This is a genomic window from Nocardioides guangzhouensis (genome assembly GCF_004519545.1).
Taxonomy (GTDB): domain Bacteria; phylum Actinomycetota; class Actinomycetes; order Propionibacteriales; family Nocardioidaceae; genus Nocardioides; species Nocardioides guangzhouensis.
The window spans coordinates 41,243-63,053 of the sequence record NZ_SDKM01000011.1 but is presented as its reverse complement, the minus strand read 5'-3'; the positions used below and the strand labels follow the sequence as shown (position 1 = coordinate 63,053).

Here is a 21,811-nt window from a genome sequence, read left to right as displayed (position 1 = left end):
GGAGCGCCTGAGCCCGGACGATCAGCGGGTGCTGTAGTCCCGGAAACCGCGCTGGGTCTTGCGGCCGAGGTAGCCGGCCGTCACCAGGTGCTCCAGCAGCGGCGCGGGCGCGAAGCCGGGCTCGCGGAACTCGAGGTAGAGCTCGCGCTGGATCGCCAGGGACACGTCGTTGCCGACCACGTCGAGCAGCTCGAAGGGACCCATCGGCAGCGCGCAGCCCTGCTTCATCGCGGTGTCGATGTCGTCGGCGGTCGCGTAGTGCGCCTCGAGCATCTTCACCGCGTCGTTGAGGTAGGGGAACAGCAGCGCGTTGACGATGAAGCCGGCCCGGTCACCGCAGGAGACGGCCACCTTGCCGACCTTCTCGCACAGCGCCCGGGTGGTCTCCGCGACGTCGTCGGCGGTCGACACGGTGGTGACCACCTCGACCAGCTTCATGATCGGCGCCGGGTTGAAGAAGTGCATGCCGACGACGTCCTGGGGCCGGCTGGTCGCCTTCGCCAGCGCGATGATCGGCAGCGAGGAGGTCGTGGTGGCGAGGATGGTGCCCGGCTTGCAGATGTCGTCGAGGTTCTCGAACAGGGTGGTCTTGATCGCCTGGTCCTCGGCGATGGCCTCGACCACGATGTCGACCGCGGCCAGGTCGTCCAGGGCGGTGGTGCCGGTCAGCCGGCCGAGCACCTCGTCCTTCGCGGACTCCTCGAGCTTGCCGCGCTGGATGGCCTTGTCCAGGGAACGCGCGATGGCGGCGCGCACGCCGTCGACCTTGTCGGCCGAGCGGCCGACGTACACGACGTCGTAGCCGGCCTTCGCGAACACCTCGACGATGCCGGAGGCCATGGTGCCGGTGCCGACCACGCCGACGGTGCGGATGTCGTGCCGCAGCTGCGGCTTGTCGTCCTCAGAGGGGGTCTTGTCGTCCGGGACCACGATCGGGCTGTCCGGCGCCTCGTAGGTGTAGAAGCCCCTGCCGGTCTTGCGGCCGAGCAGGCCCGCGGTGACCATCTGCTTGAGGATCGGGGCCGGGGCGTGCAGCCGGTCGCGACCCTGCTTGTACATCGTGTCGAGGATCTCGTACGCCGTGTCGAGACCGATCAGGTCGAGCAGCGCGAGCGGGCCCATCGGGTAGCCGCAGCCGAAGCGCATGGCGGCGTCGATGTCCTCGCGGGAGGCGTAGCGGCCCTCGTAGAACGAGACGGCGTGGTTGAGGTAGCCGAACAACAGCGTGTTGGCGATGAAGCCGGCCTTGTCGCCGCAGACGACCGGGTTCTTCCCCAGCTGGTGCACGAGCGCCTTGACGGCCTCGAGGACCTCCGGCTCGGTGACCACGGTGCGCACGATCTCCACCAGGTTCTGGACCGGCGCCGGGTTGAAGAAGTGGACGCCCACGACGCGGCCGGGGTGGGCGTTGGCGGTGGAGATCTCGGTGACCGAGAGCGACGAGGTGTTGGTGGCCAGGATGGTCTCCGGCGCGACCACCTCGTCGAGACGGCGGAAGATGTCCTTCTTGATCTCGAGCGACTCGACCACGGCCTCGACCACGAAGTCGGCCCGGGCCAGGTCGGCCATGTCGGTGGAGAAGGTGATCCGGTCGAGCAGCTCCTTCTGCTCGGCCTCGGTCATCTTCTCGCGGCGTACGGCGCGACCGGTGGAGTGCTCGAGGTGCTCGCGCCCGCGGACGACGTGCTCGTCGTTGATCTCGACGCCGATCACGTCGTAGCCGTTGCGGGCGAAGACCTCCGCGATGCCGGCACCCATGGTGCCGAGGCCGATGACGCCGATGGTGCTGAACTGCCGCTCACTCATGCGGGGCATCCTCCCACGGTGCTCGCCGGTGGTGGCTGTTGGATACGTCACCCTCGGCGGACTGTAGATTCCCCCGGGTGAGACTCGTCGTTGCGCGCTGCCAGATCGACTACGCCGGGCGGCTGACCGCCCACCTGCCGATGGCCACGCGGGTGCTGATGCTCAAGGCCGACGGCTCCGTGCTGGTGCACTCCGACGGCGGCTCCTACAAGCCGCTGAACTGGATGTCGCCCCCCTGCACGCTGCGCGAGGGCACCACCGACGAGGGCCAGGTCGAGTGGACGGTCACGAGTCGGGCCACGTCGAAGGGGCCGGACGACACCCTCCGGATCCTGATCGACGAGATCCACCACGACACCCAGCACGAGCTCGGCATCGACCCCGGCCTGCAGAAGGACGGCGTGGAGAAGCACCTCCAGGAGCTGCTCGCCGAGCACCCCACCACCCTCGCCCCCGGCCTCACCCTGGTCCGCCGGGAGTACCCGACCGCGATCGGCCCGGTGGACCTGATGTGCCGCGACGCCAACGGCGAGTCCGTGGCGGTCGAGGTCAAGCGCCGCGGCGAGATCGACGGCGTCGAGCAGCTCACCCGCTACCTCGAGCTGCTCAACCGCGACCCCCTGCTCCGCCCGGTCCGCGGCATCTTCGCGGCCCAGGAGATCAAGCCGCAGGCCCGCGTGCTGGCGGGCGACCGCGGGATCATGTGCGCGACGGTGGACTACGACGCGCTGCGGGGGCTCGACAACGCCGACGACCGGCTGTTCTGACGGCGCTCTCCTGACCGGGCTGTCCTGACCGGCCGGTCCGGCGCGTCGTCGCGACCGCGGGGACCCGGTCGGAGATCATGGCCCGTCTCGTGGGGCAGCACCGTTCCGGGGACCGTCTCACCCACCCTGTCCCCCGAGGTCCCCCGCATGTCCCTCCTCCCCTCTCACGACCCCGCTCACGGCCCTGGCCGACCTCATGGCTTCGTGCTCGCGATCGTGGTCGCCGGTGTGCTGACGCTCGTCGGCGCACCGGGAACCGCGCAGGCAGAGGTGGCCGTCGAGAGCGTCGGCGTCGCCCACGCCACCGGCCCCGCGCACCGGCGACCTCCGGCGAAGGGGACCGTGGAGGAGCGGTTCGTCGCCGGACGTCCGTACACCGGGACCTGGGCCGACCCGACGGTGATGCGGGTCGGCCGCCACTGGGTCGCGGCGGCCACCACCACGGGCGGCCTGCACCTGCCCGTCATGACGTCGAGCGACCTGAGGACGTGGCGGCCACGTCCACCGCTGCCGCACCACCGCCGGTTCACGGCACGGAGGCAGTTCAACGACGGGCTGCCGGTCAAGTCGCGGTGGTCGCTCACGGTCAGGCACCGGAGCCGACACACGCACCGGGCCCGACCGAGGATGAGCCAGTGGGCCCCGTCCCTGGCCCGGGCCGGCCACCGCTACCTCGCGGCGTACTCCGCCGCCGTCGCGCTCAAGCCGACGCGGCGCAGCTGCATCGGCATCGCGACGGCGGCCCACCCGCTCGGCCCCTATCGCGACACCCGGCGCAGGCCCCTGGTCTGCTACCGGCGTTCGGCGCGCGGGGTCATCGACCCCGAGATCTTCCGGGACCCCGCCACGGGCAGGCGGTACCTGCTGTGGAAGCAGGAGGGGATCGCCGGGAAGCAGCGGCCGATGCTGATGACGCGACGCCTCGACGTGACGGGTACCCGGTTCAAGGCCGGTTCCCGGCCCGTGCGGCTGCTCGCGCTGCGGCACAGGTGGGTCCGGTCGCACCGCAACGGCGCCCGCTACGTCCGGAAGCACACCTGGGAGGGCCGCGTCGTCGAGAACCCCTCGATGGTCCGCTTCCGGGGCCGCCTCTACCTGTTCTACTCGGGCAACGCGTACGCCACGAAGCGGTACGCCACTGGGTACGCGATCTGCCGGACTCCGGTGGGGCCGTGCCGGCGTCCGGTGCGCCGACCGGTGCTGACCAGCCGCGGCCGGATCGCCGGCCCGGGCGGCGCGGACGCGTTCGTCGGCCGCGCCGGCCGGCTGCGGTTGATGTACGCGTCCTGGGACGCCGGCAGGGTCCGGCGGGGCAACGGGACGCGTCGCATGCACATCGCGACCCTGCGGGCGCGTCGGAACGGCACGCTCGTGCTCCTCCGCCGCCGCTGACGGTCGGGACCCCGGCGCTCCGGACGCCGCGGACCCGACCCCGGGTTGATTCGGATGCTCGGCCATGGGGTACGGATGCCGGACGACAGCCCCTCAGGGGGCAATCGAGCAACAGGGAAGGGACAGCCATGAACAAGACCGAGCTCAGGGACGCGGTGGCCGAGGCCTCCGGCCTCAGCGGCGCCGACGCCGACCGCGCCCTCAACGCGGTCCTCGACTCCATCACCTCCGCACTGGCCTCCGGAGACAAGGTCACGCTGCCGGGCTTCGGCACGTTCGAGACCCGGGACCGCGCGGCGCGCCAGGGGCGCAACCCGCAGACCGGCGAGTCGATCGAGATCGCTGCCTCCACCGCTCCGGCCTTCAAGCCCGGCGCGCAGCTGAAGCAGGCAGTCAGCAAGGCCTAGATCGCAGCGGGTGGGTCGCCCCGGCAGTGCGGCCGGTGGGACGCTGGAGGCGGACCCAGGAGCCCGCATGAACCTCCGGACACGACAGGTCGACCTGCCGACCGGCGTGACCGTCCCGTACGTCGAGCGGGGCAGCCCCGGCGGTCCGCACCTGCTGCTGCTCCACGCCGTCGGCGACTCGTGGCACTCCTTCGAGCGGGTGCTGCCGCACCTGCCGGAGACCCTGCACGTCGTCGTACCGAGCCAGCGCGGGCACGGCGGTGCCACCGCGCCGACCTCGGGCTACGCCACCGAGGACTTCGCCGCGGACGTGGTCGCGCTCATGGACGTGCTGGACCTTCCGTCGGCGGTCCTGGCCGGGGGCTCCAGCGGCGGGCTCGTGGCCCGACGGGTGGCGATCGAGCACCCCGACCGGGTGCGGGGCCTGGCCCTGTTGGGCTCGCCGGCCGCGCTGACCGGCAACCCCACCGTCGAGGCATGGTGGGAGGGAACCGTCCGCACCCTCACCGACCCGGTGCCGGAGGAGTTCGTGGACGACGTGCTCGACGCGTGCGTCGCCCTGCCGGTCCCCGACGACTTCCTGGCCACCATGCGACGGGAGAGCCTCCGGGTGCCCGCGCACGTGTGGGCCGGCACGTTCCGCGGGCTCCTCGACGACGACACGTTCGACCGGCTCGGCGGGATCGGCTGCCCGACCCGGGTGGTCTGGGGCGGGGCGGACGCGCTGCTGCCCCGCCGGGACCAGGATCGGCTGGTCGCGGCGATCCCGGGCGCGACGCTGACCGTCTACGCGGAGGCCGGGCACGTCCTCTACTGGGAGGAGCCCCGGCGGACCGCACGGGACCTCGCCGACCTCGTGGCCGTGGCCGGCCGACCCGGACGCGGTTGACCTGCCGGCGGTTGACCCGCTGGCTAGAGTCGCCCGGGTGCGCATCTTCCACATCGCCGAGGCCCCGCACTGGGAGGCCGCACAGGTCAGCGGGTCCTACCTCCAGTCGTCGCTCGGGCTGACGCTCGCCGACGAGGGGTTCATCCACTGCTCGCGCGAGGACCAGTGGCCGACCGTGCTCGACACGTACTACGCCGGGCACGTGGGCGAGCTGGTGCTGCTGGAGATCGACACCGACCTCCTGTCCGCGCCGTGGCAGGAGGACCCGGTCGGCGACACGACGTTCCCGCACGTCTACGGTCCGATCGACGTGGCCGCCGTGGTCGACCAGCGCCGGGTGCGCTGACCCGGACCCGCTCAGTCGGCCGCGAGCGCAGCGACCTCGTCCGCGGTGCCCCACGACAGGGTCACGCCCGCGCCTCCGTGGCCGTAGCAGTGGACGACGTTGCCCGCCCGCTCCACCCGTACGGCGGGCCGCACCGGCCGCAGGCCGACCTTGTGCCGCAGCACCCGGGCGCCCTCCAGCTCCGGGACCAGCGCGGTCGCCCGGGCCAGGATCGCGGCTGCGGTCTCCGGTGAGGGCGTACGGCTCCAGTCACCCTCGTCGTCGGTGCCGCCGACCACGATGTCCCGCGAGCGGGGCACCACGTACGTCGGGCCGTCGGACTCCAGCCACCACCGGTCGAGGCCGACCTGCTCGACGTACAGCACCTGCCCCCGCACCGGCACCACCGACCGGTCCGCGCCGAGCAGCCGCGCGCCCAGCCCCGCGCAGTTCACCACCAGCTCGTCCTCGCCGTCGGGCAGCGCCGACAGGTTCATCCGGGTCACCGTGCCGCCGAGGTCCTCGACCCGCCCGAGCAGCCAGCGCAGGTAGACCGGCATCTCCACAACCGGGGTCACGAACGTCCAGCCGTCGCGGTAGCCCGCCGGCAGGGCGGTCTCGCGGTCCAGCGACGGCACCGCGCCGCGCCACCACGGGTCGGGCTGCCGCTGGCGGAAGACCTCGGTCCCGGTGACCATGCGGACGCCGGTCCCCTGCTCCCCGGCCAGCCCGACGAACTCGGCGTACGTCGCACCGGACCAGGCCGTGACCCGGTCCTGCGGGAGGGCGCGGTAGGGGTACCAGATGGCCGCGGCGACCGCGCTGGTGGTCTCCAGCGGCAGGTCCCGGGCGAGGACGTCGACCCGGTGCCCGGACTCCAGCAGCCGGACCGCGCACGACAGCCCGACCACGCCGGCACCGGCCACGATCGCGCGCGTCATGAGACGAGTCTGCCGCACGGCGTGGCGGTCCGGGCGCCGGACGGGCAGGCTGGCCGCATGACCGACGTCCTCCGCTACAGCGCCTTCACCACCGACCCGTCCGGCGGCAACCCGGCCGGTGTGGTCCTCGACGCGCGCGGCCTCGACGACGACGCGATGCTGCGGATCGCCGCCGAGGTCGGCTACTCCGAGACCGCGTTCGTCGTGCCGGCCGCCGGGCCGGACGAGTTCGACGTCCGCTACTTCAGCCCGCAGGTCGAGGTGCCGTTCTGCGGCCACGCCACGGTGGCCACCGCGGTCGCGCTGGGCCGGGCCGGCCGGCTGCTCTTCCGCACCCCCGCGGGACCGGTGGAGGTCGAGGCGGACGGCGGGACGGCGACGCTCACCAGCGTTCCGGCCTCCTCGCAGCCGGCGTCCGAGTCCGAGGTGCTGGCGCTGCTCGGGGCGCTGGGCTGGGCGCCCGGCGACCTGGACCCGGCGTACCCGGTGCACTGGGCGTTCGCGGGTGCCCGGCACGCCGTCGTGGTGGCCCGGTCCCGGGAGCGGCTGGCCGCGCTCGACTACGACTTCGACGGCCTGGCCGCCCTCCTGCGTGCCCACGACGCGGTGACCGCCGACCTGCTGGTCCGCGAGTCCGACGACCTGTGGCACGCGCGCAACCCGTTCCCGGTGGGCGGCGTGGTCGAGGACCCGGCGACCGGCGCCGCGGCGGCCGCGTTCGGCGGCTACCTGCGGGCGCTCGGGCTGGTCACCGGGCCGCGCACCGTCACCGTGCACCAGGGCGACGACATGGGGCGGCCGAGCCGGCTCCGGGTGGAGGTGCGGCCCGACGACCCGCAGGTCCGGGTGACCGGCGCCGCCGTGCCGATCCCCGCGTCGGCTACCGACGCGTAACCCGGACGGCGCCGGGCTCGTTGCCGGGGAGGGAGGGACCGACGACGAAAGGCCGCCGATGCCCCGACCCACCCGGCTCGTCCCCCTGCTCCTGCTCGCTCCGCTGCTGGCGCTCGGCCTGCTCACCACGACCGGCGGCAGCCCGGCCTCGGCGCACGAGGAGCGACCAGCCGTCTTCCCCGACGGCGACGGCAGGAGGCCGGCATTCCTGGGCTGGGACAACCCGCGGCGGCGGGTGGTGTGCACGCCGGCCAGCCGCGACCTGGTCGCAGCGATGCCCGACGGCCCCGCGAAGCGCCGCAGCACCCGGATGCTCGCCGACTGCCGGTTCCGCTCGATCCAGGACGCGGTGCGGTCGATCTCCCGGCGCAACACCTCGGTCTACGTGCTGCCCGGGACCTACACCGAGCGGACGTGGGCCACGAAGCAGCGCTCGTCGTACTGCTCGCACCTGAAGACCGGGTCCGACAGCCCGCTTCCGGCCTCGGAGTACATCGGGTCGATCTCCTCTCCCGACACCGGCGCCGGGCCCGCCGCCGACGGGAGCGGCGAGAGCGACCCGATCGCGCTGTCGTACGCCGACCAGCGGCGCTGCCCCACGAACCTCAACCTGATCTCGATCTTCGGCGACCGCACGCCGGGCAACCGGAGCATCGACTGCGACAGCCGGTTCTGCGGCACGCAGGTCGTCGGCACCGGCCGGCGGATGTCCGACGTGGTCATCGACAACAGGTTCGCCAAGCTCAACGCGATCCGCGCCGACCGGGCCGGCGGCGTACTGCTGCGCAACTTCACGGTCCAGCAGGCGGAGTTCAACGCCGTCTACGTCCTCGAGACCGACGGGTTCGTGATCGACCGGGTGACCGCGCGCGCGAACGACGAGTACGGCATCCTCGCGTTCGCCAGCGACCACGGCCTGATCACCCGATCGAACGCGTACTTCAACGGCGACTCCGGGATCTACCCCGGATCCGGCTCCGACCTCAACGCCGACAACACCGAGTTCGAGCCGACCCGCTACGCCATCGAGATCCGGCACAACCGGAGCCACGACAACACGCTGGGCTACTCCGGCACCGCCGGGAACTCGATCTACGCCCACCACAACGAGTTCTACGACAACGCCACCGGCATCGCGACGGACTCCCTGTTCCCCGGGCACCCCGGGCTGCCCCAGGACCACGCGCGCTGGTCCCGGAACAGGATCCACTCCAACAACTCGAACTACTACGAGAAGTTCGTCCAGACAGGGATCTGCGCCAAGCCGATGCAGGAACGCGGCTACCTGTCCGGCACCGTGTGCCCCGTCGTACCGACGCCGGTCGGGACCGGCGTGCTGATCGCCGGCGGCAACTTCGACTCGACCGACCACAACTGGATCTACGACAACTGGCGCTACGGCACCATGCAGTTCTGGGTGCCGGCCGCCCTGCGGGACGAGTACGACCCGGCCAGGCAGCAGGACACCTCGCACCACAACCACACCACCGACAACCACATGGGGATCACGCCGTCCGGCGCCCACGAGCACAACGGGCTCGACCACTGGTGGGACGACCAGGGCGAGGGCAACTGCTGGGAGGGGAACACCTACTCCCGCGGCGAGCGCACCGACAACTTCCTCGTCGACCCGCCGTCGTGCGCCGACGGGGGCTCGCTGATGTCGCCGGGCGCACCGGTCAAGGACGCCGGGTTCCTCTCCTGCAGCCAGTACGACCGCAACGACGAGACCTGGCGGAACCCGCCCGCCTGCGAGTGGTTCGCGACGCCGGAGAAGCCGTCCTCGGACGGCAGCACCGGCGGTCCCCTCGACGGCCTGCCGGCCGCGACGACGGGTGGCCGCGACGGGCCGTCCCCGACCTCGCCGCTCGTGGCGGTCGCCGGGCTGACCGTGCTGCTCGGCGTGGGCCGGAGGCTGCGTCGTGCGGCGTAGCGTGCTGGCCTCGGTGGCCGTGGTCGGCGTGCTCGCCGGCGGGGGCGGCTCGGCGCTGGCCGCGGCCGCCCCGGAGCTCGGCGCCGGCGGGCCCACCCGGGTCGACGGCACCGGGGCCACCGCGGTGTTCAGGGTTGGCGACCGGACGGTGCGGCAGGTGCGGTACGCCGATCGCGGGACGCTGGTCTACGCCTTCCGGCTGCGCAACGACGGAGAGGTGCCTTTGACGGTCACCGGGCTGGCCGGCCGGCAGCCGCCGTCCCGACTGTTCGCCTACCGCTCGATCGGAGCCCCGGGAGGCGGCGAGGTCACCATCGCCGCCGGGGAGTTCGAGCCGGTCACCCTGGTGCTGCGCATGGGCGGCTGCGAGACCCTCTCGGCCCGGGCCGGCAGCTTCGTCACCGAGGTGCGGGTGAGCACCGAGCGGATGGGGGTGCTGGACGACGACGTGACGGTCACGCTGCCCGAGGAGCTGCACACGGGCTCGCCGCGCGAGGCGTTCTGCCCGAACTCGACAGCGACGTCGCGACCGCCCGGCTGACGGATCGGCCCCCGGCTCAGGCGCCGGCCTGGCGCGGCGCGGTCGGGTCGGTGCCCTCGACGCCCTGCTCGCGGGCGACGTACTCCTCGATCGCCTCGATGTCGTGCGAGCTGCGCTGCACCACGGCCAGCAGGTCGCTCATCGTGGCGACCTCCTCGACCTGCTCCTTGATGAACCATGACATGAACTGCTCGGAGGCGAAGTCGGACTCGTCGCGGGCGGTCCGGAGCAGGCCGTTGACCTGCTCGGTGACCCGCTTCTCCTGGTCGAGGGCCAGCGAGACCGGCGCGACCAGGTCGGCGAAGACGGCGACCGGGGCGTCGACACCGGGGATCACCACGTCGGCGTCGGTGTCGAGGAGGTACTGCACCATCATCATCGCGTGCGCGCGCTCCTCGAGCGCCTGCGCGTAGAAGAACGACGCCATCCGCGGCATGGTCAGCGCGTCGTAGTAGACCGCACAGGCGAGGTACTGGTTGTGGGCGGCGAGCTCGTTGCCGATCTGGGTGTTGAGCTGCTCGACGAAACGGGCTGCGGGCACGACGTACTCCTCGGTCCGGCGGGGGGGATGGCTCAGGCTGCCGTGGGCAGCGTACCGACCTTCTTGCCGGCCTTCTTCGAGACCTTGACCAGCTTCCGCTTCTTCACGGTGTAGCCCGCAGGGAGGGTGCCCTCCTTGAGCATGCGGATGGGGCAGCGCTTGCAGCGGTCCTTCGACACGCAGCACTTGCTCTTCGGCATGGCCTTCTTCTTGCCCACGGGCGAGGACGGTAGCAGACGTAATTAGGCATGCCTAACCTAAGACATGTGGTCTCGCGATTCGGGTCGCGGGCGAGGACCGGATGGGGCCGGCTGGGCGCCGGCCTCGCGTGGTCCGTCGTGGGCAACCGGGCTCGGCCTCAGCCCCGCAGCACCCAGCCGTCGGCGTCGCCCTCGAGCGCGAGCCAGGCGCCCGGGTCCAGGCCCGGGTCGGGGCGGGCGGACCCGTCCAGCAGGTGCGGCAGGGTGAGCCCGATGGCGGCCAGGTGGCCGACCACCAGCACCGCCTCGCCGCGGTGCCGGTCCGCGATGTCCTCGAGCGCCCCGAGCATCCGGGTCACCACGTCGCCCGCGGCCTCCTCGGGCAGGGCGCCCACCTCGACCAGGGCCCCGACCTCCTCGACCCCCACCGCCAGCGCCTCGGCGGCCACCGCCGCGGTCCGCGCTGCCCGCGGCATCGGGCTCGTGTAGACCCGGGCGATCCGGGCACCACGCAGCCCCTCGCCCAGCGCCCGGGCCTGCTGCCGGCCTCGCTCGCTCAGCGGCTCGCCGGCCGGGCCGGAGCCGTCGGGCCCGTCGCACGACGCCTCCGCGTGACGTGCGAGGAACACCCGCGCCGGGCACTGCAGGTCGCTCATGCCGCCACGGTAGCCCGCCGGCGGCGGCCCCGGACCCGTCGCTTGATGCGGCCCCGGGCGGACCGCATGCTTGACAGCACGGGAGGTGGGACGTCGATGCCCCTACGGCGAGGCCCGAGACGCGCGACCGGGAGCCTGCGGCCGGTGGCGCTCGCGGCCGCCGGCTGCGTGCTGGTGTCCTGCAGCAGCGCGGGACCGGACCGCAGCGACGGTCCGGAGACGCCGGTCGCGTCGCCGACGGCGACCGTCCGACCCGACGGCCGGGAGCCGGCGCCGACCACTGGCCCGACCACTGACCCGACCACACGCCCGGTCCTGCCCGCGGTGCCGGCCCGGCAGGCGCCCGCGCTGGCCGGCCAGCTCGACCGCGCCGCGGCCACCCTGCGCGACCCGGGCGCCCGGGCTGCCGACGTTCGCCGGGCCGGCGAGCTCCAGCAGCTCGCCGCCCGGGCCCTGGCCGAGGCACCGCCGCGCTTCCGTGTCCGGGTCACGGACCGGCTCCGACCGGCGACCGCACGTGCCACCCGCAACGACGTACGGGCCGCGATGCTGCTGCACGGCATGTCCGCACCCGCGCCGCGGCTGCCGCGCTGGCGGATCGTCGCCCCGCCCCCGCCGGCCGAGCTGCTGCGGCTCTACCGCCGGGCAGAGCGGAGCACCGGGGTGCCGTGGGAGTACCTCGCCGCGATCCACCTGGTCGAGACCCGGATGGGACGGATCGACGGGGTCAGCAGCGCCGGGGCCCGCGGACCCATGCAGTTCCTCCCGTCGACGTGGCAGCTCTACGGCGCCGGCGGGGACATCGAGGACCCGCGCGACGCGATCCCCGCGGCGGCTCGGCTCCTGGCGCGGCACGGGGCGCCGCGCGACATGGCCGGCGCGCTGTGGCACTACAACCCGTCGGACCGGTACGTCGGCGCGGTGACGGCGTACGCCCGGAACCTGCAGCGCTCCCCCAGCGCCTACGCGGGGTACTGGCACTGGCGGGTGCTCTACCAGCACGTCCGCGGGGTCCGGGTGCTCCCCGTCGGTTACCCGAAGCGGCCGGCGCAGCCGCTGGCCGGCCGGTAGCCGGCCGCGGGGGTGGACGTCGTGCCGGGCGCCATGCGGAGGTCGCTGCCGGGGCTCCTGCTGGCGGCCTGCCTGCTCGCCGGCTGCGGGACCGGGCAGACCGCCGCACCGTCGGGCACCCCGTCCGGCACGCGGTCCCCGTCGGCGCCCGCGACGAGCCCGACGAAGACGAGCCCGGCGCCCACGAGCGCGGCACCGCCGGCGCCGTCAGCGCCGTCGACCACCACGGCACCGGCGACGCCGTCCCACGAGCCCGCGCCCGGCACCACGCCGCCAGCCTGGCTCGGGAAGCGGGTGCTCCCCCGGACCGCCGACGGCTTCGGCGAGGTCCGGCCCACGCCTGCGGTGATGCGGGTGCGCCGCTGGAACACCCCCGACACCGTCGCGCCGCTCCCGGGCACCGGCTTCACCGCCCGGGTGGTGTCACCCGCGCCGGCGGACGTCATCGCCCGCAGCACCTGGCGGCCCGGGTGCCCGGTCGGCAAGCAGGACCTGGCCTGGGTCCGGATGGCCTACCGGGGCTTCGACGGCGCCCGGCACTCCGGGGAGATGCTGGTCAACGCGTCCGTGGCCGACGACGTGGTCGGCGTGTTCCGGCGGCTCTACCGCGCGAGGTTCCCCATCGAGTCCATGGGCATCACCACGAAGGCCGACCAGGACGCCCCGCCGACCGGCGACGGCAACGTGACCGGGGCCTTCGCGTGCCGTCCGGTGCGAGGCAGCACCACGTTCTCCCAGCACGCGTATGGCCTCGCGATCGACCTCGACCCGTTCCAGAACCCCTACCACCGGGGCGACCTCGTCCTCCCCGAGCTCGCCTCGTCGTACCTCGACCGCGGCTGGGTCCGACCGGGCATGATCACGCCCGACGGCCCGGCGGTGCGTGCGTTCGCCGCGATCGGCTGGGGCTGGGGCGGAACCTGGTCGAGCCTGAAGGACTTCCAGCACTTCAGCCAGAACGGCCGTTGACCCCGCCGAGCGGCCACGTCTTGCGCGCCGAACGGCCACCTCGTGCGACGGTCGTAGGTTGGGGGCGTGCGCAGACCCGTCCCCGAGCCGGCCGGAGCCGGCCAGGAGTCGGTCTGGGACTACCCGCGCCCGCCGCGGGTCGCGCCGAGTCCCGAGCGGGTCGAGGTCGAGTTGGGCGGCATCGTCGTCGCCAGCACCGACCGCAGTCTGCGGGTGCTCGAGACCAGTCATCCGCCGACGTACTACCTGCCTCGTTCGGCTTTCGCCGCCGACGTGCTCCATGCGGTCGTCGGGGCGACGTACTGCGAGTGGAAGGGGCGGGCGGCGTACTTCGACCTCGTCATCCCACGCCGTACGGCGGCGCGCGCGGCGTGGACCTACCCGGAGCCGACCGGCGGCTTCGAGGCGCTCCTCGACCACGTCGCCGTGATGCCCGCCCTGGTCGACCGGTGCACCGTCGACGGCGAGGTGGTCCGGGCCCAGGAGGGCGGTTTCTACGGCGGCTGGATCACCGATCGCGTGGTCGGACCGTTCAAGGGTCCGCCCGGCTCCTGGGGCTGGTAGCCCGCCATTTCCCACGGCTCGGCGGACCGCTGGTTGAGGAGGGCGGGCTGCGCCCGTCTCGAAACCAAGGCCGCCCGCGGGTGCCCCCTCGGTTTCGAGATGCTCGCTGGCGCTGGCTCCTCGACCAGCGGTGCGCTCGACCTGGCCGCCCGCGGGTCAAGAGCGCGTGAGCTGGACCAGCTGGGTCTGCACCTCGGAGTCGACGAAGCCGCACGATCGATAGATCCGCGCCGCGAGGTACTCCGGGTCGGCGACCATGACCAGGGTGCGGGCGCCGAGCTCGCTGAGGCCCCAGGCCCCGACGTGGTGCACGAGGGTGCCGGCCAGGCCCCGGCCCCGGAAGTCGGGGTGCGTCTCCACGCTCTGGAATCGCGCCAGGCCCGCGCCGGCCCGCATCAGCCCCATCCCCGAGACCAGCCGGCCGTCGAGGAACGCACCCCACCAGGCGCCGTGCCCGGCCTCCACCAGGCCACGCTCGTAGGTCGCCTTGCGGGTCGCGAAGTCGAGGTACTGCTCGCGGGGGTACTCCGGGTGGCAGGCCGCCGACACCTCGACCCGCTTCGCCCAGTCGTCGTCCGAGGTCAGCGGCCGCAGCTCCGCCTCGGTGTTCGGGCGCGGCGGTGCGTGCACGCTCCTCGCCGTCATCACGGTCCCGGCGTCCAGCGCGGGGCCGGCCGCGACCAGCGGCGCCAGTGCCGCCGACTGGTCCGCGGTCCCGTCCACCCCGAGGGCGCGGTGGGTGCTCTCCGGGAAGTCCGCGTCGTACGCCGTCAGCAGCGCGTCCACGTCCCCCGCGGCCGGCGGGGAGGCCAGCAGGTAGAAGTTCCCCCAGTGGAACCCCGGGTTGGCCGGGGTGCGCACCACGAGGTGGGTGTCGTGGTCCTCGACCAGGCTGCCGCCGAGGACCAGCAGGGCGAGGTCGGTGCGGAAGGCGAGCGAGCGGACGTCCATGCGCCGACCCTAGGGGCCGACCGCGCGGATCAGTCCAGCCCGTTGGCGTTCCGGATGACCTCGACGATCCCGCCCATGATCCCGGTGAGCCCGAAGTCCTTGGGTGTGTAGACCGCGGCCACGCCGCGCTCGGTCAGCCGCCGGGCGTCGGAGTCGGGGATGATCCCGCCGACGATCACCGGTACGTCGCCCAGGCCGGCAGCCTCCAGCCCGTCGAGCACCGCGGGCACCAGCTCCATGTGCGAGCCGGACAGGATGGACAGGCCCACGCAGTGCACGTCCTCGGCCACCGCGGCCGCGACGATCTGCTCCGGGGTGAGCCGGATGCCCTGGTAGATCACCTCGAACCCGGCGTCGCGGGCACGCACCGCGACCTGCTCGGCGCCGTTGGAGTGCCCGTCGAGGCCCGGCTTGCCGACCAGCAGCCGGAGCCGGCCGCCGAGCTCCTCGCCGGTGCGCCGGACCGCCTCGCGCACCTCGGCCAGCTCGGCCCCCGCGTCCGCCGCGCCGACGGCACCGCTCACGCCGGTCGGCGCCCGGAACTCCCCGAACACCTCGCGCAGGGTCCCGGCCCACTCCCCCGTGGTCGCACCCGCCCGGGCCGCGGCCAGGGTGGCCTCCATCAGGTTGGTGCCGGTCTTGGCGTCCGAGGCCAGCCGGGCCAGCGCCTCGGCGACCGCGGACTCGTCGCGCTGCGCCTTCCACTCCTCCACCGAGCGCAGCGCGGACGCCTCGGCCTGCGGGTCGGCGGCCATGATCGCGGCGTCGAGGTCGGCGGTGAGCGGGGACGGCTCGGTCGTCTCGTAGACGTTGACGCCGACGATCTTCTCCTCGCCGGACTCGATCCGGGCCCGGCGGGCGGCGTGCGCGGAGACCAGCTCGGACTTCATGTAGCCGGACTCGACGGCGGCGATCGCGCCGCCCATCGCCTGCACCCGGTCCATCTCGGCCTTCGCGCCCTCGACCAGCTCGCGCACCTTCGCCTCGACCACGTGCGAGCCGTCGAAGATGTCGTCGTACTCCAGCAGGTCGGACTCGAAGGCCAGCACCTGCTGCAGCCGCAGCGACCACTGCTGGTCCCACGGACGGGGCAGGCCGAGCGCCTCGTTCCACGCGGGCAGCTGTACGGCGCGCGCCCGGGCGTCCTTCGACAGCGTCACGCCCAGCATCTCGAGCACGATCCGCTGCACGTTGTTCTCGGGCTGCGCCTCGGTCAGGCCCAGCGAGTTGACCTGCACGCCGTACCGGAACCGGCGCATCTTCGGGTCCTGCACGCCGTAGCGCTCGCGGGTGATCTCGTCCCAGAGCTCGACGAAGGCGCGCATCTTGCACATCTCCTCGACGAACCGGACGCCGGCATTGACGAAGAAGGAGATCCGGCCGACCACTGACCCGAAGTCCTCGTCGGAGACCTGGCCCGAGTTCTTCACGGTGTCGAGCACCGCGATCGCCGTGCACAGCGCGTAGGCGAGCTCCTGCTGCGGCGTCGCGCCAGCCTCCTGCAGGTGGTAGCTGCAGATGTTGATCGGGTTCCACCGGGGGATCTGGTGGACGGTGTAGGCGATGACGTCGCTGATCAGCCGCAGCGAGTGCTCGGGCGGGAACACGTAGGTCCCGCGGGAGAGGTATTCCTTGATGATGTCGTTCTGGGTGGTGCCGGCCAGCTGGGCGGCCACCTCGGCCGGGTCCAGTGCCGAGTTCTGCTCCTCCGCGGCGACCTGGTAGAGCGCGAGCAGCCACATGGCCGTCGCGTTGATCGTCATGGAGGTGTTCATCTCCGTGAGCGGGATCTGGTCGAACAGCTTGCGCATCTCGCCGAGGTGCGGCACGGGCACGCCGACCTTGCCGACCTCGCCGCGCGCCAGCGGGGAGTCGGGGTCGTAGCCGGTCTGCGTGGGCAGGTCGAAGGCGACCGAGAGGCCAGTCTGCCCCTTGGCCAGGTTGGTGCGGTAGAGCGCGTTGGACGCCTCGGCCGTCGAGTGGCCAGCGTACGTCCGCATCACCCAGGGCCGGTCCTTCGCGGGACGGCCGGGGGCGGGCGCAGACTCACCAGAGGTGCTCATGAGGGGAGCGTAGAGCGAAGCTGACGCGTCGGTAACAGGCTGTGGGATACCCAACACGGGCGTCCGTCGGGCGCGGTGAGGGTCAGGCGGTGGCCACCGCCCGCTCGAGCTCGACCACCCGGATCAGCCGGGACAGGTGGAGCATGCGGCGCACGGCAGGTCCGGCGCCGCGAAGCGTCAGGTGCCGCCCCTCACGCTCGGCGGCGACGGTGGCCGCGGCCAGCACCCGCAGCGCGATCACGTCGACCGCCGTGACGCCGGTCAGGTCCACGATCAGGTCCTCGTCGCACCCGCGCAGCCGCTCGTGGATGGCGGCGCGCACGTCCATGGTGCTGCGGACGTCGAACTCCCCGGTCAGGACGAGCCGGGGCCCGTCGTGCACGATGTCCATGACTCGCTCCCTCATCGGACACACCCGATTGTCTCCGTTGATGACGCTCGGTACTCACCATGACGCGTCATCGGCCTGTGGGGTTGCTTCATCTCATCTGGAATTTGACTGTGTCGTACCCGCAGCGGCCACAGGCATGCCCGGAACACCCGCAGGTCGGCGCCGGCACTACGCTCGGCGCCATGGTCAACCTCACCCGCATCTACACCCGCACCGGCGACGCCGGCCAGACGCGGCTCGGCGACATGAGCGTCACGTCCAAGAACGACCTGCGGCTCGAGGCCTACGCCTGCGTCGACGAGGCCAACGCGCACCTCGGGGTGGCGCTGGCGCACGGCGGCCTGGCTCCCGGCGGACTGTCCGAGGACGTGGTGCGGGTGCTGACCACGGTGCAGAACGACCTGTTCGACGTCGGCGCGGACCTGTGCACGCCGGTGGTCCCGGACCCGACGTACCCGCCGCTGCGCATCGAGCAGGAGTACGTCGACCGGCTCGAGGCCTGGTGCGACGCCTTCAACGAGGAGCTGCCGGCGCTGCGGTCGTTCATCCTCAACGGCGGCACGGTGGCGGCGGCGCACCTGCACGTCGCGCGCACCGTCGTACGCCGGGCCGAGCGGGCGGGGTGGGCGGCCCACCACGAGCACGGCGAGACCATGAACGTCCTCGCCCTCACGTACCTCAACCGACTGTCCGACCTGCTGTTCATCCTCGCGCGTCACGCCAACAAGGAGCACGGTGACGTGCTCTGGATACCCGGCGGGGAGAGAAGTTCCGGAGAGATCCCGGAGAGCCCGGCGGAGTGACCTCGCCCGCCCTCGCGCTGCTGCCCAGCCCGCTGCTGGGACCGCGCGTGTGGGCGGACGTGGCCGACCGGCTGCGGACGGCCGGAGCCGACGTCGTGGTCGCCCGCACCGCCGGGACGACCCCCGCGGAGGTGCTGGCCTCAGCCCTGGCCGACCTGCCCGAGGACCGGCCGCTCGCGCTGGTCCCGCACAGCAACGCCGGTCTCTACGTCCCGGCGCTCGCCGCCGAGCGTCGGGTGACTGCGTGCGTCTTCGTCGACGCCGCGCTGCCCGAGGCCACCGGGCCGACCCGGACCGCGCCGCCGGGCATGCGCGACCAGCTGGCCACGCTGGCGGGTGACGATGACGGGCTCCTGCCGCCCTGGACCGAGTGGTGGAGCGACTCGGACCTGGCCGGGCTGTTCCCGGACCCGGCCACGCGGGCGGAGGTGGTCGCCGAGCAGCCGCGGCTGCCGTTGTCGTACTTCGACACGGTCGTCCCGTCACCGCCGTGGTCCCACCTGCGCTGTGCCTACCTCGCCTTCGGCACGACGTACGGCGCCGAGGCCGCGCGCGCCCGCGAGGCCGGCTGGCCGGTCAGCACGCTCCCGGGACGGCACCTGCACATGCTGGTCGACCCGGTCGGGGTGGCCGTCGAGGTGGTCGGGCTGCTCCCCTGAGCCTGGTGCAGGGGGCTCCAAGTCACCCCCAAGTGGCAGCCAAGCGGCTCGCCGCACGCTGGTCCGGTCAACGACGACCTGATCGAAGGAACCACCATGTCTCGCTTCCTGCACCGGCTCGGCCGTGGGGCCGCGCTCCACCCGTGGCGCACCCTCGCCGCCTGGGTCCTCGCCTCGGCGATCGTGTTCGGCATCGCCGGCTCGTTCGGCGGCACCCCCGTCGACAACTGGGACGTCCCCGGCGCCCCGGCCCAGAAGGGCGTCGACACGCTGCGCGCGCACGTCCCCGGTGCCGGCAACGCCTCGGCCCAGGTCGTCGTGCACGGCGAGGACGGCCAGCAGCCGTCCACCGCCCAGCTCGACCGGCTCACGGCCGCGCTGCTCGCCATGGACCACGCGGTGACCGTCACCCCGCCGCGGATGTCCGACGACGGCGACACCGCGATGCTGGTCGTCGGCTACGACGAGCCGGTCACCCACCCGGACCTGATGGAGAACCTCGAGCCGCTCGAGGACGCCGTCGCCGGCACCCGCGACGCCGGCTTCCAGGTCGAGTTCGGGGGCGAGCTGCCCGGCACCGCTGCGGCACCCATGGAGGGCTACGGCGAGCTGATCGGCGTGGTCGCCGCGCTGCTGATCCTGCTGCTCGCGTTCGGGTCGGTCATCGGCGCCGGGCTGCCCGTGGGCGTCGCGCTGATCGGCCTCGTGGTCGGCTCCGCCGGGCTCACCATCCTCGCCGGCACCATGGACGTCAGCACCGCCGCCCCGATGGTCGCCAGCATGGTCGGCCTCGGCGTCGGCATCGACTACGCCCTGCTGCTGGTCACCCGGCACGTGGAGTTCCTCCGCCGGGGCCTCGACGTCCCGGAGGCCGCCGGACGGGCGGTCGCCACCGCCGGCCGCTCGGTGGTCTTCGCCTCCGCGACCGTGCTGGTCTCGCTGATGGGCCTGCGCCTCGCCGGCCTCTCGACGTACTCCTCGTTCGGGTTCGCCACCGCGATCGCCGTGGTGACTGTGGCCGCCGCCGCGCTCACCCTGGTCCCGGTGTTCGCCCGGTTCGCCGGCCACCGGCTGCTCCCCCGCCGGGTCCGCAAGGGCCGCGAGTCCACGAAGGCCCCGCTCACCGCCCGCTGGGCGCAGCGCGTGGCCGGGCGCCCGCTGCCGTGGGCGATCGGCGCGGCCCTGCTGATGATCGTGATCGCGCTGCCCGCGCTGGGCATGCGCACCTGGCCGCAGGACGCCAGCAGCCAGTCGACCGAGACCACCACCCGTCGTGCCTTCGACCTGGTCTCCGACGAGTTCGGCCCGGGCGCCAACGGCCCGCTCACCGTCGTCCTCGACCGTGAGAAGACCACGCCGGAGGAGGCCGCCCAGGTGGCCGCCGACCTCGAGGCCCGCGACGACATCGTCGCGGTGACCCCGCCGGTGGAGTCCCCCGACAAGGCGATCCTGGTGTTCGACGCGGAGCCGGCGTTCGGCCCCTCCGACGAGCGCACCGCCCGCCTGGTCGACGAGGTCCGCAGGCAGCTGCCCGACGGCGCCCAGCTCACGGGCACCACGGCGATGTTCTCGGACATCGCGGAGATGCTGGCCGAGCGGCTGTGGCTGGTGATCGCCTTCGTGGTCCTGACCTCGGTGCTGGTGCTGGCCATGGTGTTCCGGTCCGTGCTGGTGCCGCTCAAGGCGGCGGTGATGAACCTGCTCTCCATCGGCGCGGCGTACGGCGTGCTGGTGGCGGTCTTCCAGTGGGGCTGGGGCGTGGAGCTGCTCGGCCTCGACCACGCGATGCCGGTCTCCAGCTGGGTGCCGATCCTGATCTTCGCGATCCTGTTCGGCCTGTCGATGGACTACGAGGTGTTCCTGCTCTCGCGGGTCCGGGAGAGCTGGCTCGACACCGGGGACGCGCACGCCAGCGTGATCCGCGGCCTGTCCGACACCGGCCGGGTGATCTCGTCCGCCGCCGCGATCATGGTCGCCGTCTTCCTGGGGTTCGCCACCGAGGTCGACGTGGTGGTGAAGATGCTCGGCCTGGGCATGGCGACCGCGATCTTCCTCGACGCCACCGTGGTCCGGATGGTCCTGGTCCCCGCGACCATGGCACTCCTGGGCAAGTGGAACTGGTGGGTCCCGGCCTGGCTGGACCGGGTGCTGCCGACCATCGACGTGGAGGCCGAGCTCGTGGAGCTCGAGGCCGCCGCCACCACCGACGACGACACCGACACGGACGAGACCGAGCCCGGCTTGGCCCCGGCCGGTCGCTGATCCCGACGACGGACGAGAGGAGAAGGACGATGACCACGCACCAGCACCGCCGCCCCGAGTGGCCCCGGCAGCTCCGGCTGCCGGGCCAGGCGGCGGCCCCGGAGGGCCCGGTGGACATGTTCATGATGTACCTCATGCACCACGCGTTCCGGCGCGACCTGGCCGCCTTCACGGCGGCGGTGCCGCACACCCCGGTCGACGACCTGGTCACGTGGCAGTCGCTGGCCGACCGGTGGACCCTCTTCGCGGAGGCGCTGCACCACCACCACGCCGGCGAGGACGCCTGGCTCTGGCCGGCGCTGCTCGAGGTCGCGGGCGAGGTCGACCGCGACACCCTGGAGGCGATGGAGGCCGAGCACGAGGGCATCGACCCGCTGCTCGACGCGGCGGCCGCCGGGTTCGACCGGATGGCGGCCGGTGCCGACGAGGACGAGCGGGCGGCGCTCGCCGTACGCCTGGTCGCGGCGCGGGAGTGCCTGGGCCGGCACCTGGTGCACGAGGAGACCGACGCGATGCGGGTGCTCCAGGAGCACTTCACGCAGGCGGACTGGGACGCCCTGGACGAGAAGTTCCGGGAGGGCATCACGTTCCGCAGGGTGGTGGCACTGGTTCCGTGGGCGCTGCACGGCGTGCCGCCGGCGGCGCTGCCGGACCTGTTCGCCCGCACCGGCTCGGCGCACCACGTGATCTGGCGGCTCACCCACCGCCGGTTCGCGCGGGCCGAGCAGCGGACCTTCCGGTTCGCGCACGACCGCCTGGCCCGGAAGGCCGGCTGACCCCGAGGGC

Annotated in this window: 24 protein-coding genes; 15 read left to right on the top strand and 9 right to left on the bottom strand. The window is 73.2% G+C overall.

Going from position 1 to position 21,811, the window contains the following annotated elements; all coding sequences use genetic code 11:
• Positions 1 to 21: 21 nt before the first annotated feature.
• Entirely contained in the window at positions 22 to 1,806 is a 1,785-nt protein-coding gene (locus EKO23_RS09175) for a 3-hydroxyacyl-CoA dehydrogenase family protein (protein WP_134716454.1), read from the bottom strand.
• 77 nt (positions 1,807 to 1,883) lie between these two features.
• Between EKO23_RS09175 and nucS the strand changes: the two genes are divergently transcribed.
• The 5 genes from nucS (at position 1,884) to EKO23_RS09150 (ending at position 5,607) form a co-directional block, all read left to right on the top strand.
• Complete coding sequence (gene nucS / locus EKO23_RS09170) at positions 1,884 to 2,573, top strand: endonuclease NucS (RefSeq protein ID WP_134716452.1); 690 nt, start codon at positions 1,884 to 1,886, stop codon at positions 2,571 to 2,573.
• A 204-nt stretch (positions 2,574 to 2,777) separates the two neighbouring features.
• Positions 2,778 to 3,965, top strand: a complete 1,188-nt coding sequence (locus tag EKO23_RS09165; RefSeq protein WP_167880392.1) for a glycoside hydrolase family 43 protein — start codon at positions 2,778 to 2,780, stop codon at positions 3,963 to 3,965.
• A gap of 128 nt (positions 3,966 to 4,093) precedes the next feature.
• On the top strand, positions 4,094 to 4,372 hold the full coding sequence (locus EKO23_RS09160; protein ID WP_134716448.1) for an HU family DNA-binding protein: 279 nt from the start codon (positions 4,094 to 4,096) through the stop codon (positions 4,370 to 4,372).
• A gap of 67 nt (positions 4,373 to 4,439) precedes the next feature.
• The gene (locus tag EKO23_RS09155; protein WP_134716446.1) at positions 4,440 to 5,261 is read left to right on the top strand and encodes an alpha/beta fold hydrolase; all 822 of its coding nucleotides are present in this window, start codon (positions 4,440 to 4,442) and stop codon (positions 5,259 to 5,261) included.
• Positions 5,262 to 5,298: 37 nt separating this feature from the next.
• On the top strand, positions 5,299 to 5,607 hold the full coding sequence (locus tag EKO23_RS09150; RefSeq protein ID WP_134716444.1) for a DUF952 domain-containing protein: 309 nt from the start codon (positions 5,299 to 5,301) through the stop codon (positions 5,605 to 5,607).
• A gap of 11 nt (positions 5,608 to 5,618) precedes the next feature.
• Here EKO23_RS09150 and EKO23_RS09145 read toward each other — a convergent pair whose 3' ends face one another.
• A complete protein-coding gene (locus EKO23_RS09145; protein WP_134716442.1) occupies positions 5,619 to 6,527 on the bottom strand; it encodes an FAD-dependent oxidoreductase in 909 nt (302 codons plus the stop codon).
• A 57-nt stretch (positions 6,528 to 6,584) separates the two neighbouring features.
• Here EKO23_RS09145 and EKO23_RS09140 point away from each other — a divergent pair, with 57 nt between their 5' ends.
• Genes EKO23_RS09140 through EKO23_RS09130 form a run of 3 tightly spaced genes read left to right on the top strand, consistent with a single transcriptional unit; the run spans position 6,585 to position 9,895 of the window.
• Entirely contained in the window at positions 6,585 to 7,421 is an 837-nt protein-coding gene (locus EKO23_RS09140) for a PhzF family phenazine biosynthesis protein (RefSeq protein WP_134716440.1), read from the top strand.
• A gap of 58 nt (positions 7,422 to 7,479) precedes the next feature.
• Positions 7,480 to 9,354, top strand: a complete 1,875-nt coding sequence (locus EKO23_RS09135; protein ID WP_134716438.1) for a right-handed parallel beta-helix repeat-containing protein — start codon at positions 7,480 to 7,482, stop codon at positions 9,352 to 9,354.
• Positions 9,344 to 9,895, top strand: a complete 552-nt coding sequence (locus tag EKO23_RS09130; protein ID WP_134716436.1) for a hypothetical protein — start codon at positions 9,344 to 9,346, stop codon at positions 9,893 to 9,895. Before EKO23_RS09135 ends, EKO23_RS09130 begins: the two co-directional genes overlap by 11 nt.
• A 16-nt stretch (positions 9,896 to 9,911) precedes the next feature.
• On the opposite strand, the gene EKO23_RS09125 is transcribed toward EKO23_RS09130, so the two are convergent.
• From EKO23_RS09125 to EKO23_RS09115, 3 genes are all read right to left on the bottom strand, one after another.
• Positions 9,912 to 10,436: a ferritin gene (locus EKO23_RS09125; protein WP_134716434.1), complete on the bottom strand. Its 525-nt coding sequence runs from the start codon at positions 10,434 to 10,436 to the stop codon at positions 9,912 to 9,914.
• 32 nt (positions 10,437 to 10,468) lie between these two features.
• Positions 10,469 to 10,636, bottom strand: coding sequence for a hypothetical protein (locus EKO23_RS09120; protein ID WP_167880391.1), 168 nt, complete (start codon positions 10,634 to 10,636; stop codon positions 10,469 to 10,471).
• Between the two features lie 158 nt (positions 10,637 to 10,794).
• Positions 10,795 to 11,292: a histidine phosphatase family protein gene (locus EKO23_RS09115; protein ID WP_134716430.1), complete on the bottom strand. Its 498-nt coding sequence runs from the start codon at positions 11,290 to 11,292 to the stop codon at positions 10,795 to 10,797.
• A gap of 144 nt (positions 11,293 to 11,436) precedes the next feature.
• On the opposite strand from EKO23_RS09115, the gene EKO23_RS25815 reads away from it, so the two are divergent.
• Complete coding sequence (locus tag EKO23_RS25815; RefSeq protein WP_217702551.1) at positions 11,437 to 12,363, top strand: lytic transglycosylase domain-containing protein; 927 nt, start codon at positions 11,437 to 11,439, stop codon at positions 12,361 to 12,363.
• On the opposite strand, the gene EKO23_RS26110 is transcribed toward EKO23_RS25815, so the two are convergent.
• Positions 12,324 to 12,632 carry a hypothetical protein gene (locus EKO23_RS26110; protein WP_246050983.1) on the bottom strand — a complete coding sequence of 103 codons (309 nt, stop codon included), beginning with the start codon at positions 12,630 to 12,632 and terminating at the stop codon, positions 12,324 to 12,326. The two genes, EKO23_RS25815 and EKO23_RS26110, sit on opposite strands and share 40 nt — an antisense overlap.
• 25 nt (positions 12,633 to 12,657) lie before the next feature.
• On the opposite strand from EKO23_RS26110, the gene EKO23_RS09105 reads away from it, so the two are divergent.
• Positions 12,658 to 13,332, top strand: coding sequence for a M15 family metallopeptidase (locus tag EKO23_RS09105; protein WP_246050982.1), 675 nt, complete (start codon positions 12,658 to 12,660; stop codon positions 13,330 to 13,332).
• 66 nt (positions 13,333 to 13,398) lie between these two features.
• Positions 13,399 to 13,896, top strand: coding sequence for a DUF427 domain-containing protein (locus EKO23_RS09100; protein WP_134716428.1), 498 nt, complete (start codon positions 13,399 to 13,401; stop codon positions 13,894 to 13,896).
• A 156-nt stretch (positions 13,897 to 14,052) separates the two neighbouring features.
• Here the strand turns inward: EKO23_RS09100 and EKO23_RS09095 are convergent, their stop codons facing one another.
• The 3 genes from EKO23_RS09095 to EKO23_RS09085 all read right to left on the bottom strand — a co-directional run bounded on the left by EKO23_RS09095 (position 14,053) and on the right by EKO23_RS09085 (position 17,301).
• On the bottom strand, positions 14,053 to 14,847 hold the full coding sequence (locus EKO23_RS09095; RefSeq protein WP_134716426.1) for a GNAT family N-acetyltransferase: 795 nt from the start codon (positions 14,845 to 14,847) through the stop codon (positions 14,053 to 14,055).
• A gap of 29 nt (positions 14,848 to 14,876) precedes the next feature.
• Positions 14,877 to 16,910: a protein meaA gene (locus tag EKO23_RS09090; protein ID WP_134716424.1), complete on the bottom strand. Its 2,034-nt coding sequence runs from the start codon at positions 16,908 to 16,910 to the stop codon at positions 14,877 to 14,879.
• A gap of 82 nt (positions 16,911 to 16,992) precedes the next feature.
• The gene (locus EKO23_RS09085) at positions 16,993 to 17,301 is read right to left on the bottom strand and encodes an STAS domain-containing protein (protein ID WP_134716422.1); all 309 of its coding nucleotides are present in this window, start codon (positions 17,299 to 17,301) and stop codon (positions 16,993 to 16,995) included.
• A 182-nt stretch (positions 17,302 to 17,483) separates the two neighbouring features.
• On the opposite strand from EKO23_RS09085, the gene EKO23_RS09080 reads away from it, so the two are divergent.
• The 4 genes from EKO23_RS09080 (at position 17,484) to EKO23_RS09065 (ending at position 21,801) form a co-directional block, all read left to right on the top strand.
• On the top strand, positions 17,484 to 18,104 hold the full coding sequence (locus tag EKO23_RS09080; protein ID WP_134716420.1) for a cob(I)yrinic acid a,c-diamide adenosyltransferase: 621 nt from the start codon (positions 17,484 to 17,486) through the stop codon (positions 18,102 to 18,104).
• The gene (locus EKO23_RS09075) at positions 18,101 to 18,763 is read left to right on the top strand and encodes a hypothetical protein (RefSeq protein WP_134716418.1); all 663 of its coding nucleotides are present in this window, start codon (positions 18,101 to 18,103) and stop codon (positions 18,761 to 18,763) included. The genes EKO23_RS09080 and EKO23_RS09075 overlap by 4 nt, the downstream gene beginning before the upstream one ends.
• A gap of 96 nt (positions 18,764 to 18,859) precedes the next feature.
• The gene (locus EKO23_RS09070; RefSeq protein ID WP_134716416.1) at positions 18,860 to 21,025 is read left to right on the top strand and encodes an MMPL family transporter; all 2,166 of its coding nucleotides are present in this window, start codon (positions 18,860 to 18,862) and stop codon (positions 21,023 to 21,025) included.
• A gap of 29 nt (positions 21,026 to 21,054) precedes the next feature.
• Entirely contained in the window at positions 21,055 to 21,801 is a 747-nt protein-coding gene (locus tag EKO23_RS09065; RefSeq protein WP_134716414.1) for a hemerythrin domain-containing protein, read from the top strand.
• Positions 21,802 to 21,811: the final 10 nt, after the last annotated feature.

What these genes read in the sequence shown, in the direction of transcription:
- EKO23_RS09080 (WP_134716420.1), top strand. Translation starts at nt 17,484, where the DNA reads ATGGTCAACCTCACCCGCATCTACACCCGCACCGGCGACGCCGGCCAG.
- EKO23_RS09135 (WP_134716438.1), top strand. Translation starts at nt 7,480, where the DNA reads ATGCCCCGACCCACCCGGCTCGTCCCCCTGCTCCTGCTCGCTCCGCTG.
- EKO23_RS09070 (WP_134716416.1), top strand. Translation starts at nt 18,860, where the DNA reads ATGTCTCGCTTCCTGCACCGGCTCGGCCGTGGGGCCGCGCTCCACCCG.
- EKO23_RS09175 (WP_134716454.1), bottom strand. Translation starts at nt 1,806, where the DNA reads ATGAGTGAGCGGCAGTTCAGCACCATCGGCGTCATCGGCCTCGGCACC.
- EKO23_RS09155 (WP_134716446.1), top strand. Translation starts at nt 4,440, where the DNA reads ATGAACCTCCGGACACGACAGGTCGACCTGCCGACCGGCGTGACCGTC.
- EKO23_RS09085 (WP_134716422.1), bottom strand. Translation starts at nt 17,301, where the DNA reads ATGGACATCGTGCACGACGGGCCCCGGCTCGTCCTGACCGGGGAGTTC.
- EKO23_RS09120 (WP_167880391.1), bottom strand. Translation starts at nt 10,636, where the DNA reads ATGCCGAAGAGCAAGTGCTGCGTGTCGAAGGACCGCTGCAAGCGCTGC.
- EKO23_RS09140 (WP_134716440.1), top strand. Translation starts at nt 6,585, where the DNA reads ATGACCGACGTCCTCCGCTACAGCGCCTTCACCACCGACCCGTCCGGC.
- EKO23_RS09095 (WP_134716426.1), bottom strand. Translation starts at nt 14,847, where the DNA reads ATGGACGTCCGCTCGCTCGCCTTCCGCACCGACCTCGCCCTGCTGGTC.
- EKO23_RS09145 (WP_134716442.1), bottom strand. Translation starts at nt 6,527, where the DNA reads ATGACGCGCGCGATCGTGGCCGGTGCCGGCGTGGTCGGGCTGTCGTGC.
- EKO23_RS09065 (WP_134716414.1), top strand. Translation starts at nt 21,055, where the DNA reads ATGACCACGCACCAGCACCGCCGCCCCGAGTGGCCCCGGCAGCTCCGG.
- EKO23_RS09160 (WP_134716448.1), top strand. Translation starts at nt 4,094, where the DNA reads ATGAACAAGACCGAGCTCAGGGACGCGGTGGCCGAGGCCTCCGGCCTC.
- EKO23_RS09090 (WP_134716424.1), bottom strand. Translation starts at nt 16,910, where the DNA reads ATGAGCACCTCTGGTGAGTCTGCGCCCGCCCCCGGCCGTCCCGCGAAG.
- EKO23_RS09115 (WP_134716430.1), bottom strand. Translation starts at nt 11,292, where the DNA reads ATGAGCGACCTGCAGTGCCCGGCGCGGGTGTTCCTCGCACGTCACGCG.